The organism is Micromonospora coriariae (assembly GCF_900091455.1).
In the GTDB taxonomy this organism is placed as follows: Bacteria; Actinomycetota; Actinomycetes; order Mycobacteriales; family Micromonosporaceae; genus Micromonospora; species Micromonospora coriariae.
In genome coordinates, this window is record NZ_LT607412.1 from 411,079 (window position 1) to 423,377 (window position 12,299).

The 12,299-nt window shown below is 71.2% G+C and carries 10 protein-coding genes; all 10 read right to left on the reverse strand.

The window, feature by feature from the left end:
* Window positions 1–4: 4 nt before the first annotated feature.
* Window positions 5–1,600, reverse strand: a complete 1,596-nt coding sequence (locus GA0070607_RS01900; protein WP_089016602.1) for a lipopolysaccharide biosynthesis protein — start codon at window positions 1,598–1,600, stop codon at window positions 5–7.
* The gene (locus GA0070607_RS01905; RefSeq protein ID WP_231930751.1) at window positions 1,593–2,144 is read right to left on the reverse strand and encodes an acyltransferase; all 552 of its coding nucleotides are present in this window, start codon (window positions 2,142–2,144) and stop codon (window positions 1,593–1,595) included. The genes GA0070607_RS01900 and GA0070607_RS01905 overlap by 8 nt, the downstream gene beginning before the upstream one ends.
* Window positions 2,145–2,237: 93 nt before the next feature.
* A complete protein-coding gene (locus tag GA0070607_RS01910) occupies window positions 2,238–4,163 on the reverse strand; it encodes a hypothetical protein (protein ID WP_231930757.1) in 1,926 nt (641 codons plus the stop codon).
* Window positions 4,164–4,398: 235 nt separating this feature from the next.
* A complete protein-coding gene (locus GA0070607_RS01915; RefSeq protein ID WP_089016604.1) occupies window positions 4,399–6,111 on the reverse strand; it encodes a glycosyl hydrolase in 1,713 nt (570 codons plus the stop codon).
* 98 nt (window positions 6,112–6,209) lie between these two features.
* Window positions 6,210–7,046, reverse strand: a complete 837-nt coding sequence (locus GA0070607_RS01920) for a shikimate dehydrogenase (RefSeq protein ID WP_089016605.1) — start codon at window positions 7,044–7,046, stop codon at window positions 6,210–6,212.
* Entirely contained in the window at window positions 7,046–8,239 is a 1,194-nt protein-coding gene (mltG, locus tag GA0070607_RS01925; RefSeq protein WP_089016606.1) for an endolytic transglycosylase MltG, read from the reverse strand. Before mltG ends, GA0070607_RS01920 begins: the two co-directional genes overlap by 1 nt.
* On the reverse strand, window positions 8,239–8,697 hold the full coding sequence (gene ruvX / locus GA0070607_RS01930; protein WP_089016607.1) for a Holliday junction resolvase RuvX: 459 nt from the start codon (window positions 8,695–8,697) through the stop codon (window positions 8,239–8,241). Before ruvX ends, mltG begins: the two co-directional genes overlap by 1 nt.
* Window positions 8,698–8,769: 72 nt before the next feature.
* Complete coding sequence (gene alaS / locus GA0070607_RS01935; RefSeq protein ID WP_089016608.1) at window positions 8,770–11,448, reverse strand: alanine--tRNA ligase; 2,679 nt, start codon at window positions 11,446–11,448, stop codon at window positions 8,770–8,772.
* Window positions 11,445–11,750, reverse strand: a complete 306-nt coding sequence (locus tag GA0070607_RS01940; RefSeq protein ID WP_074318557.1) for a hypothetical protein — start codon at window positions 11,748–11,750, stop codon at window positions 11,445–11,447. The genes alaS and GA0070607_RS01940 overlap by 4 nt, the downstream gene beginning before the upstream one ends.
* A 29-nt stretch (window positions 11,751–11,779) precedes the next feature.
* Window positions 11,780–12,244, reverse strand: coding sequence for a DUF948 domain-containing protein (locus GA0070607_RS01945; RefSeq protein ID WP_089016609.1), 465 nt, complete (start codon window positions 12,242–12,244; stop codon window positions 11,780–11,782).
* Window positions 12,245–12,299: the final 55 nt, after the last annotated feature.

Here is a 12,299-nt window from a genome sequence, read left to right on the forward strand (position 1 = left end):
CCGATCAGGCCCGGCCGTTGCGGGTGAGCACGAAGCCCAGCGGCGTGACCCCCGCCGCGCGCAGCCGCTCCACGAGGCGCCGCAGGTCGCTCTGGCGGGTGCGGTCCCGCTCGACGACGACCACCGCGCAGCCCTGCCGGGCCACCGCGACGCCCCGCTCGTCGGACTCCGCGGGCGGCGCGTTGAACAGCACCAGCCCGTGGTCCGCGCCCTGCCGCCAGGTGCCGAACCGGACGCTGCCCACCCCGACGCTCACCTCGTCCGGTGTTGCCGGCCGGCTGTTCTCCGCCCGCGCGGAGGCGACCCGGGGCAGGGTCAGCGTCGCGTCCGGGTCGGTGGACGGGCGGGCGCCCGGTGGGTGCGGGGACGGCCGGCGGGTCGTGCTGTCGATGGTGGTGCCGGCCGCGGTCGGCGTGCCGGACGGGCGCGGCTTGGGCACCAGCGGCCGGGACGGATCGATGGGCAGCCGGCCCCGGTCGGCGAGCACCGCGGCGCGCAGCCGCTCGGCGCGCCCGCTGTCGTCGGCGACGAAGACCTCCCGGCCGTCGGCGGCGAGCGCCACGGCGAGCCCGGCGGTGAGCGGCGTCGCGTCCTCCCGGGCGGTGACCAGCGCCACCCGGGCCGGCTGGCGAACCCGCTCGGCGACCGCCATCGCCACGTAGCGGATGTCCGCGTCGACCGCCCGGGGACTGCCCCGGAACGAAGGGCGGCGCACCGTGCCGAGCAGCGGCAGGCCGGTGGCGTCCCGGCCGTCGGCGACCGAGCGCACCCGGCGGTCGGTCGACTCCCACGCGTACGCCAGCACGACGCCGACCAGCGCGCCGCCGAGCACGCCGGCGATCAGGAAGAGCGGCCGGTGCCCGGCGGACGAGACCAGCGCCCGCTCGGCGGTCTGGGTGACCCAGCCCGGGTTGATGTCGACCGCGGCGATCTCGGTGCGGGCGGCGTTGAGCTGGGTGAGCTGATTGTTGATGCCGGCCAGTTCGGCGAGCGCGGCGTCCCCGGCGGCGGTGTCCTTGGCGCTGTTCGCCCGCTTCTGCACCGCCGTCTGCTGGGCGACGACCTTTGTGATGCTGGAGTCGTACGAGCGCAGCATCTCGCCGCGCTGCTGCTCGTACATGCCGCGCCGCACCTCGAGGTAGGCCTGTGCGGCGAGGTTGGCGCTCTGCACCGCCCGCTCGGCGTCCCGGGCCTGGTAGCTGAACCGCAGGATCTGCCCGCCGGTGGGCACCTCGACATCGAGCGCGTCGCGGATGTCGCGCGGGTCGCCGCCGGCCGAGGCGGCGAGCCGCTGGACCACCTCGGTGCCGGTGGCGATGCCGCTCTCCACGTTCATGTTGACCGCGCGGTCGGCGCCCGCACCGCTGGGGGTGAACGCGTCGGTCACCACCGGCCGGACCGCCACCACAGCGCTCGCGGTCAGCGCGGGCGGCACCAGCACCAGGTAGCCGAGCGCGGCGAGCAGACCCACCGTAGCCACCGCCGCGACCAGCCGCAGGCGGTGCATCGGCACCCGGAGCAGGTCGCTCAGCGTGAGGGACCGGGCGGCGCCGGTGGACGAGCCGTCCGTGGGCCAGGAGGCGGAGCCTGCGTCAGTCATGGAACTTCTTCACTGTCTGTTGAGGATTGCCGACGACGACGACGCGAGGTGGCACGTCCGTGCGCACCACCGCCGCGGCGCCCACGACGCTGTCCCGGCCGACCCGTACGCCCTTCATCACCAGGGCGTGCGCGCCGATCCACACGTTCTCCTCGATGACGATCGGGGCGCGGGTGGCCGGGCTGGGCGGCGCGTGCCGCTGCTCGGGTGCCAGGTTGTGGAAGTCGTTGTCGAGCAGCTCGCAGTCCGACAGCAGGCACCGGTCCCCCACGGTCACCGACGTCCAGGTGCCGATCCAGGTGGCGTTCAGCAGGCAGTCCGCGCCGATGCGCACCTCACCGGGGCCGGCGAAGCGGACCAGCTTGTTCAACCGGGTGCGGTCGCCGATGCTGACCCGTACCCCGCGGCGCAGCCGGATCCGGCCCCGGATCTCCACGTCCCGGCCGAGCGTGAGTCGCCGGTAGCGGAGCCGGTACCAGCCGCGTTTGACCGCGAAGACCAGGCGTACCGCGCGTCTCGCGCGGATGCCAGCGGCGCCGACCAACGACCCTCCCCCATGTGCGGGACCGGCGGCGGTGGTACCGCCGCCGGCCCAATGTGAACAATCTACCGATGTTCCGTAACGAACAGTCAGCCGCTACTGCACCGAGAAGAACGTCGATGGAGTGGACCAGGACAGCCCGGGAGTCGCGGCCGTGATCACGGTCGCCGTGGTGCCGTCGACCACCGCGCTCGGCGCGACCGTGGGGTCGAACGCCACGCTGCGCAGCGTGCCGTTGGTGGCGCCGTAGACGATCTTGCCGCCCACCCAGGCCATGCCGCGCACCCCGGACCACGACACGCCGGTCGTCGGCAGGGTGAACTCGGTGGCGCCGAGGTAGTTGCCGTCGATCTCGAAGTAGCGGTAGTAGAGGTTGTTGGCACCGGTACGCGTGTAGTAGAGCCGGCCGTTGAGGAAGAAGGCGCCGGTCAGCGCGGCCGGGTTGAACCAGTCGTTGTAGCCGGACGCCTCCCAGGGCGCCCCGATCGCCCCGCCGTTGAACATTGAGATGTCGATCCGGCTGCCGGTGGGCGTGCCGGCCACCGTGTGCGACCAGTAGATCCGGTCATCGACCCGCCAGGTCGCGCCGGCCGCCGTGTAGGCGGGCTGGCTGACGGTGGTCGGCGTGCCCAGCGCCACGCCGTCGAACGGCACCTTGGCCAGGGTGCCCGATCCGGTGCCCAGGTAGAGGTTGCCGGTGGTCGCCGACGGCGGGTTCTTCGGGTTGAAGGTGCGTCCGCCGGCGAGCGGGAACATGCCGAGCCGGCCGTGGTACTCCGAACCCATCCCGTCGGAGTTCTGCCCGAAGTAGAGACCGTCCGAGCCGCGCCACAGCACCGGCACCGCCGAACCCCAGTCGCTGGTGCCCGCGGGCATCGAGGCGCCGCCGGTGCGGCGCGGGTTCCAGTTCACCGGCATACCGGTGGCCGGGGTGACCGCCGCGATGCCGAGGCGGTCGACCGCGCCTGCGCCGGCCGCGTCACTGGCGTTGGGGTTGTTCATCCAGCGGAAGTGCCCACCGAGGTAGATGACGTTGTCGGCGACCTCGACGGCGGTGATGGTGTCGTTGCCGGTGAAGTCAACCCACGTGGCGAGCTGGCCGGCGCCCCGGGCGGAGGTCTCAAAGCGGACCAACGCGTCGCAGTACGCGGTCGGCCAGCCGGCGCCGCCGTTGCTGCCGACCACGAACCAGCTGCCGTCGCCGCCGAACTTCACGTCCTGCACGTAGTGCACGAACGTCGCCGGCGCCGCGCACGGCGGGACGAACTTCTCGGTGCTCCAGTCGATCAGCGCGGGCGTGCCGGAGACGTCGACAAGCGCCATCTGGTTGCGCGGCACGTCGTTGACGTACATGAAGTTGCCGCCGAGGACGAGGGTGTCGCCGTCCGGCGCCACGTCGATCGTCCACACGTACGAGGTGGTGCTGTGCCGCCCGACGGTGGCGTTGATGTTGAAGGTCGGGTCGATCGCGCCGGTGGTCGCGTTGAGCCGGCCGAGACCGGCGTGCGCCGTGCCGTTGAGCCAGTTGAACGCGCCGGCCACGTAGAGCCAGTTGCCGTCCAGCACCAGATCACGGACGGTGCCGCCGTCGGACCGCCCGACCCAGCTGGCGATGGTCGCGCCGGTGGACGGGTTGAGCGCGACCAGGTTCTTGCGAGAGACCCCGTTGACGTTCTTGAAGGTGCCACCGACGATCAGCGTGCCGCCGGGGCCTGCGAGCAGCGTGTTGACCGCGCCGTCGAGCACCGGAAGGAAGGTGGTGGAGATGGTGCCGGTGCTGCGGTCGTACGCGAACAGGTAGCGCCGGGTGACCCACGCGGTGCTGGCGGTCTGCCGGATCTGGGTGAAGCTGCCGCCGACGAAGACCGTGTTGCCGACCTGCGCGAACGCGCGGGTCTCGCCGTCGCGGGCGTGCGGGGTGGCGTTTGCGGGGTTGGCTGAAACCAGGGTCGCCGACTGAGGTGCCGGCACGACCGCCGCCGAGGTCGCGGTGGGAACAGTGAGCACCGCGGCGGCGGTCACCAGCGCGACCGCCCCCGCCTGAACACGACGTCGTCCTGCAAAACGCCACAAATGCGAGAGTTTGGGCACGCTGCGCCTCCAGATTGGATGAGAACCCGAGGTAGCGTGCCTCGTCCAGCCTGGTAGGCGATATCCGCCGATTGGGCGGTGCATGGATCAGCAAGCCGACAGAACACTGACGGATCGGATCCCCGACCCGGTCAGTGAACTGCCGGCACTGCCCTCGTCGTCGCGGTCAGCGGCTCCCTCCGGTGGGCTGCCGCAGGTACGGATCACGGCCGGCCTCGGCGAAGCCGGCAAGCGCCGACGCGTCGTGGTTCATCGTCATGTCGCAGGTCGTCGTGCGGGTGGTCATGCCCGACGAGTTGAAGTAGATGGCGGCCTTGATCTTCGGGTGCGCCTTCAGCGCCGCCGGGAACTCCTGGAACCAGCGCTGCTTGGCACTGCGGTCGGCGGAGTTGAAGTTGGTGCCGAACTCGGCGAGCATCCGCGGCTTGCCTGCGCCAATGCCGTTGTCGTCCAGCCACCGGTAGAAGCCGCCCACTGTGGTGCTCGGGGTCTTCCACACCGTGCTGCCGTTGCAGACGTGGAAGTTGTACGGGTCGTAGGCCACCCAGTCGACGTAGCTGTCGCCCGGGTACAGCCCGGCGTACCGGGAGTAGTGGCCGGACCAGCCCATCATCGTCCAGACCCAGACCGCGTTGTCCGCGCCGGCCTTGGCGAACCGCTCGTACACGTAGCGCCAGGCCCGGACGAAGTCGGCGTCACTGCCCTTGGCCGGTTCGTCCTCCGGCTCGTGGTCGAAGCCCATGAAGACCGGCACCTTGGCGTCCCGGATCCGGCCAGCGACCGCGTCGATGGTCGCGTCCTGCCGGCCACTGTAGACGTCGGCCCAGGTCAGGCTGGTGCCCGTGGAGTAGTTGCGCGACTCCCAGGCGAAGAACATCAACCTGCCCTCGCGCATCTGCTGCTGCTCGTACTCGTCCGGGAAGGCACCGTTGCTGCCGGCGTTGGAGAAGTCGTGGTAGCGGTGCACGATGTCGAACTTGCGACCGACCTGCGCCTCCACGTCGGCGACCGCCTTGCCGTGGTTCCAGCCGCTCGCCGCCCCGGACGGCGAGTACATGCCCCACCAGGCGCCACAGGACGGGACGAGCTTGTCCGACACCACGCCGCACTTGCCGGGCGCGACCGTGGGCTTCGCCGACGGAGTGGGCGTCCGGGTCGGGGCGACGGTCGGCGACGGCTTCGGCGCGGCGGTGGTCGGCGACGCGCTCGGCGTCGGCGCCGGGGGCGGCGCCGGGCGGGTGGTCGTCACCGGCGACGGCCGGGCCCCGATGTCGTAGCTGATCACCAGACGCGGGCGCAGCTCCGGGTCGCGGTTCTCCGCCGACGCCCAGTAGATCCGGGTGTCCAGTCCGGTCTGGGCCAGCGACACCGTCCAGGTGCCGTTGCCGGTGACCAGGCGGGAGATGTCCCACTCGTTGAAGCCCTTGGACACCCCGGTCACCGTGTCCAGCGCGGCGCCGGCCGGCTTCGGGGCCGGGCGTGCCTCGCGGGCGCTCAGCGGCGAGGCGTGCGCCGTCACCGTGGCGGCGAACTGCTGCCAGGCGTGCACCCGCAGCGTCGCCCGGACGTTGACCGCGGCGGCCGGCACGGTGGTCACCGCGAACTCGATGACCGCCTCGCGGCCACCGCGTGGGTTGCCGTCGCAGCGCGTCGCGCAGGTCGCGAGGGTCGACTTGGCGGCGTTGTCACCGTCCTGCGTGACCACTGTCGCGGTGGTGTCCGCCGCCGCCCGGATCGAGAGGTCGTCGCTGGCCAGCAACGGCATCATGGTCACCACGATGCCGGCGACCACCGAGCCGCCGACAACGCCGAGGGCGATCGCCTTGCGCCGGGGGCCGGGGCGGTGCCGGGTGATGCGGTGCAGTCCGTGCCTGCTCAAGGAGAACTCCCTGTGTCTGCTGCCGTGACGCTGAGCAGCGTATCGACGACCGCACCATGCCGTACGGAAGACAGTTTTCCCTAAGCGCGTCTTAACCGTCAGCTAAGGAATGCGCCCCCGGTCACCCGCCGCAGCGCCGTCCGCATCGCCTCGACCGGGGCTGCCACCCCGGTGAACTGCTCGAACTGGCCGACGGCCTGGGCCAGCAACAGGTCCAGACCGGACACCACGCGCAGGCCCGCCGCACGGGCGGACGCGGCAAGCGGTGTCGGCCACGGGTCGTAGAGCGCGTCGAAGAACACCGCGCCCGGCGACCAGGTCACCGCGTCGGCCAGCGGATCGGCGACCCCCTTGGGCACGGTGGAGAGGACCACCTCGGCGGCCAGGTGCCGGGGCGCGTCGGCCCAGGCACCGGCGCTCAGCGGAACATCCAGCGCCTCCGCCACCGGCCGCAGGTCGTCGACCGCCTCGGCCCGTCGGGCCACCACCGTCACCGAGGAAGACGCCAGCCGAGCGGCGGCGGCCAGCGCGGCGCGAGCCGTACCGCCGGCGCCGAGCACAGTCATGGACGCGCCAGCGCTCACCCCGGCGTCGGTGAGCACCCGGACCATGCCGCCGACGTCGGTGTTGTCCGCGTACCAGGAGCCGTCGGGCCGGCGTACCAGCGTGTTGGCGGCGCCGACGGCGACCGCGACCGGCGAGGCATCCGCGGCCACCGCGAGCGCCGCCTCCTTGCCCGGCATGGTCACCGACAGCCCGGCCCACTCCGGGCCGAGGCCGGCGACCAGGTCCGGCAGCTCCGCCGCCGCGCACTCGATCCGGGTGTACGACCACCCGGCCAGCCCGGACGCCGTGTAGCCGGCGGTGTGGATCACCGGGGAGAGGGAGTGCGCGATCGGCTTGCCCACCACCGCCGCACGTCGTCGCAGCGCCATCAGATGACGCCGGCCTCCCGAGCCTTGGCCTCGTTGCGCTTCTGCTCCTCGTACGTCTCGGCGAAGGCGGAGTGGCCCTGCTTGTCGATCGCCACGAAGTAGAGCCACTTGCCCGGCGGCGGCGCCATCGCCCCCTCCAGCGCCTGCTTACCCGGGTTGTTGATCGGGGTGGGGATCAGGCCCCGCAGCTTACGGTTGTACGGGTTCTTCGAGTCGTCCAACTCGGCCTCCGTCATGTCCGCGGACCTCTTGGTCGGCTTGCCGATCGACTCCAGGTAGTAGTTGACCGTGACGTCCATCTCGAGGCAGTTGCAGTTGAACTCGCCGTACACCCGGTTGTAGGCCACCCGGGCGACCTTGCCCAGGTCGTCCTTGTTGCCGGCCTCGGCCTGGGCCAGCGAGGACACGATCAGCGCCTCATACGGGCTGACCTTGCGTTCCTTCTGCACCCGGTCGGCGAACTTCATCTCTCCGGTCACGGACAGGAAGTTGTCCACCATCAGCTTGAGGATGCTCTCCGCGGTGGCCTTGGGTGGGATCTCGTACGTGTCCGGGTAGAGGAAGCCCTCGACGGACTTGACGACCTTCTTGCCGTCGTCGCGCTTGAACCACCAGTCCGGGACGCCGAGCGCCTCCGGGTCCTTCGCGGCGGCCTGGAAGTCCTTGACCGGGATCTTGGTCTTCTCGGAGAGCAGCTTGTAGATGTTGAAGCTGGTGCGGCCCTCGGGGATGGTCAGGCCGTTGACGATCTTGTTTTTCAGGTCGAGCATCGCGGTGACGGCGCTCGCGCCGCTCATCTGCTTGCGCAGCTTGTACGTGCCCGGCTGGATGTTCTTGCTGCGCGAGTTGGCCTCGGCGGCCTCGACGAACGCCTTCTGGCTCTTCACCACGTCGGCGGCGACCAACGCGTCGGCCATGTCGGCGAGCAGCGCGCCCTGCTTGATCTCGACGGTGACCTCGCCGGTGCCGGCGCCGTCGTAGTCCGGGGTGACGAAGTAGTTCTGGATCCGGTCGAAGCCGTAGAACGCCCCGCCGCCGATGCCGCCCAGCAGGAACAGGGCCAGTAGCAGTGCCAGGAATGTCTTGCCCCGGCCCCCGGACCCGCCCTTGCGCTTGCGGACGAAGCCGTGCCGGTGCCGGCCCTTCTGCCCCCGCTCCGGCTCGTCGAACCCAAGATCCAGATCGTCGATCATTACGTCCGCCTCCGCTGCGCGTCCAGCCAGCTCTGCAGAATCTCCACTGCGGCCGCCTGGTCGACAACCGCACGTTGACGCTTGCCCCGAACGCCACGCTCGGCAAGCCTACGAGAAGCGACCACGGTCGACATCCTCTCGTCAGTGAGCGTTACCGGGACGGGCGCTATCACATCGACCAGTCGGCCAGCGTACGCCTTCACGTGGACAGCCGCCGGGCCGTGCTTCCCGGCGAGATTGACCGGAAGACCGACGACAACCTGGACGGCCTCGTGCTCGGCCACCAGCGCCGCCAGCTCGGCGAGGTCGCTCGGCACAGCGTCCGGCGCCGCGGTCAGGTCGCGGGCCAGGGTGACCAGCGGAACGGCCAGCACGCCGTCCGGGTCCGAGCGGGACACCCCCACCCGGACCTGGCCGACATCCACCCCGATCCGCACCCCGCGCGTCAGCTCAGTCACCGACCGTCACCTCTGGCACGAACGAACCAGGGCGGACCGGCCGGCCCGCCCTGGTCGAACAATGGTGGTCCATCACGCCTCGGTGACCGCCTTCTCGACGGTGAGCAACAGGTTCGGCGCCTCGGCCGCCGGCAGGCCGCCACCCTGGGCCAGATCGGGGCTGCCCCCGCCGCGCCCGGAGAACGCCGCCTTCACCAGATCCGAGGCGGCCAGGCCCCGACCGCGGGCGGCCTGGTTGACCGCCACGACCAGGGACGCCTTGCCGTTCGCGCGAGCCGCCACCGCGACCACCGCCGGCCGCGCCGGGTCGATCTTGCCGCGGATCTCCTGGGCCAGCGTCCGCACGTCGTTGCCGGCCGCGCCCTCCGGCGCCTCGGTGCCCACGTACGCCACCCCGCGCACGTCCCTGGCCTGGGCGGCGAGCGCCGCCGCCCCACCCAGCACCAGCTGGGCACGGAGCTTCTCCAGCTCCTTCTCCGCGTCCCGGAGCTGGGTCACGGTCTGCTCCACCCGGTCGGCGACCTGGTCGTTCGGCACCCGGTACAGCTCGGCCAGGCGGGAGACCAGCAGGTGCTCGCGGGCCAGGAAGCCGAAGGCGTCCATGCCGACCAGCGCCTCGACCCGACGGACCCCGGAGCCGATCGACGACTCGGAGAGGATCTTCACCAGGCCGAGCTGGGCCGAGCGGGCCACGTGCGTGCCGCCGCACAGCTCCCGGGCGTAGTCGCCCACCTCGACGACCCGCACCTCCTCGCCGTACTTCTCGCCGAAGAGCGCCATCGCCCCGATCCGCCGCGCCTCGTCCAGCGAGGTGATGAAGGCGTGCACCTCCAGGTCGGCCAGGAGCACCTCGTTGACCTGCTGCTCCACGTCGTGCAGCACGGTCGGCGACACACCGGTCGGGGTGTTGAAGTCGAACCGCAGGCGCCCCGGCGCGTTCAGCGAACCCGCCTGCGTCGCCGAGTCGCCGAGGAAGTTGCGCATCGTCTGGTGCACCAGGTGGGTCGCGGTGTGCGACCGGGAGATCGCCCGCCGCCGGGTGGTGTCGATCTCCGCGAAGCCAGTCTCGCCGGCACGCACCTCACCCCGGATCACCCGGGCCCGGTGCACGATCAGGCCGGGCACCGGCTGCTGCACATCGAACACCTCGATCTGACCACCGCCCACGGTGATCATGCCCTGGTCGGGCTGCTGACCACCGCCCTCGGCGTAGAACGGGGTCGTGTCGAGCACCAGCTCGATCGTGTCGCCCTCGGTCGCCGCCTGGCGCGGGCCGTCCTCGCCGAGCAGCGCCCGCACCCGCGACTCGCGCGCCACCTCGCTGTACCCGGTGAACGTCACCGGGCCGTCCGCGTCGAGCACCGACCGGTACGCCGACACGTCGGTGTGCCCGGTCTTGCGGGCCTGCGCGTCCGCCTTCGCCCGGGTCCGCTGGTCGGCCATCAGCCGGCGGAAGCCCTCGTCGTCGACCTTGAGGCCCTGCTCGGCGGCGATCTCCAGGGTCAGGTCGATCGGGAAGCCGTACGTGTCGTGCAGCTGGAACGCCTTCGCCCCGGACAGCGCCGTGCCGCCCGCGGTGCGGGTCTCGGCGATCGCCGTGTCCAGGATCGTGGTGCCGGCGCGCAGCGTGGACAGGAAGGCCTCCTCCTCCGCGTACGCGTACTGCGCGATGCGGTCGAAGTCGGTCGCCAGCTCCGGGTACGACGGCGCCATGCAGTCCCGCGCCACCGGCAGCAGCTCGGGCAGCGCCCGATCCTGCCAGCCGAGCAGCCGGATCGACCGGATCGCCCGGCGCATGATCCGGCGCAGCACGTAGCCGCGCCCCTCGTTGCTCGGAGTCACGCCGTCGCCGATCAACATCAGCGCGGTCCGCACGTGATCGGCGACCACCCGCAGCCGGACGTCGTCCGGGTGCGACTCGCTGGCCACGTGACCGGAGTGCGCACCGTAGCGCTTGCCGGTCAGCTCGGCCGCCCGGTCCAGGATCGGCCGGACCTCGTCGATCTCGTAGAGGTTGTCGACGCCCTGCAGGATGGACGCCATCCGCTCCAGGCCCATGCCGGTGTCGATGTTCTTCGCCGGCAGGTCACCCAGGATCGGGTAGTCGTCCTTGGTGGTGCCCGGACCCCGCTCGAACTGCATGAAGACGAGGTTCCAGAACTCCATGTAGCGGTCCTCGTCGACCGCCGGGCCGCCCTCGCGGCCGTACTCCGGACCCCGGTCGTAGAACAGCTCCGAGGACGGGCCGCACGGCCCGGGAATGCCCATCGACCAGAAGTTGTCCGCCTTGCCCCGGCGGACGATCCGCTCGGCCGGCACGCCGATCGAGCGCCAGATCTCGAACGCCTCGTCGTCGTCGAGATAGATGGACGGCCAGATCCGCTCCGGGTCGAGGCCGTACCCGCCCTGGTCCAGCGGCTTGGTGATCAGCTCCCAGGCGAGCGGGATCGCGCCGTCCTTGAAGTAGTCACCGAAGGAGAAGTTGCCGTTCATCTGGAAGAACGTGCCGTGCCGGCTGGTCTTGCCGACCTCGTCGATGTCCGGGGTGCGGATGCACTTCTGCACGCTGACCGCGCGCCGGTACGGCGGCGTCTGCTGGCCCAGGAAGTAGGGGACGAACTGCACCATACCGGCGTTGACGAACAGCAGGTTCGGGTCGCTGATGGCGGGCAGCGGAGCGGACGGCACCACGGCGTGGCCGTTCGCCTCGAAGTGGGCGAGGTACCGCCGCTTGATCTCCGCCGTCTTCATCGCTGGTGTTCCTCCGGAAAGATTTCTCGATCGCCGATCCGCGGGTCCTCCCGCAACTCGGCGAACTGGTCGTCGAACGCCTCACCCTGGGCGAACGCCTGGTGGATCTCCTGCTCGCGTTCGGCCATCCCGATCCGGACGTCCTCCACGAAGCTACGCAGCGACTCGACCAGCCCGCCAGCGGATTCCGACAACGTGCTGGCGATGCCGGCCGGGGTGTACGCCTGCGCGGTCCGGGTCGCCTTGCGAACCACCACCACGCCGACGGCCAGACCGATGCCGAGCCAGAACAACCGCCTCATGTCTCGCTACCTCCTGGTGGGCCGGCCGGTCAGTGGTTGCCGCGCCGGGCGGCCCGCCGCTGCTGCTTGATGGTGTCGCGGACCTCGCGCTCGGTCTCGGCGTGCCGGCGGCTGGCGGCGGCCCGGCGCACGCCGTAGCCGAACGCGGCCACCTTGACCAGCGGGTTCGCGGCGGCGGCGGAGACCACGGTGGCCAGGTTGGCGACGTTGGCGGTGACGTTCTGCGCGTGGCTGGTCATCGTGTCGACCTTCGCCAGCTGGAGGTTCACGCCGTCGAGCGAGGTCTGCACCTGCTCCAGGGCCGTGTTGACGTTCTTCACCGTGGTGTTCACGTCACCGATCAGCGGCGCGGTCCGATCGTTGAGGTCGTTGATCATCCGGGTGGTGGCGTCCACCGTGTGCCGCAGCCGCAGGATGGGCAGCGTCAGGATGAGCACCAGCACCGCGAACGCGCACGCCGCGACCAGCGCCGCAACCTCTCCAATGTCGCCCACGCCTGTCCTCCTCAAGCAGAGTTCCGCAGGGCCCGACGCCCCCGGAACACACAAC

Bases quoted from the DNA above. Each gene is read 5' to 3' on its own strand.
- GA0070607_RS01900 (WP_089016602.1), bottom strand. From the start codon at position 1,600: ATGACTGACGCAGGCTCCGCCTCCTGGCCCACGGACGGCTCGTCCACC.
- GA0070607_RS01920 (WP_089016605.1), bottom strand. From the start codon at position 7,046: ATGGCGCTGCGACGACGTGCGGCGGTGGTGGGCAAGCCGATCGCGCAC.
- mltG (WP_089016606.1), bottom strand. From the start codon at position 8,239: ATGATCGACGATCTGGATCTTGGGTTCGACGAGCCGGAGCGGGGGCAG.
- alaS (WP_089016608.1), bottom strand. From the start codon at position 11,448: ATGAAGACGGCGGAGATCAAGCGGCGGTACCTCGCCCACTTCGAGGCG.
- GA0070607_RS01940 (WP_074318557.1), bottom strand. From the start codon at position 11,750: ATGAGGCGGTTGTTCTGGCTCGGCATCGGTCTGGCCGTCGGCGTGGTG.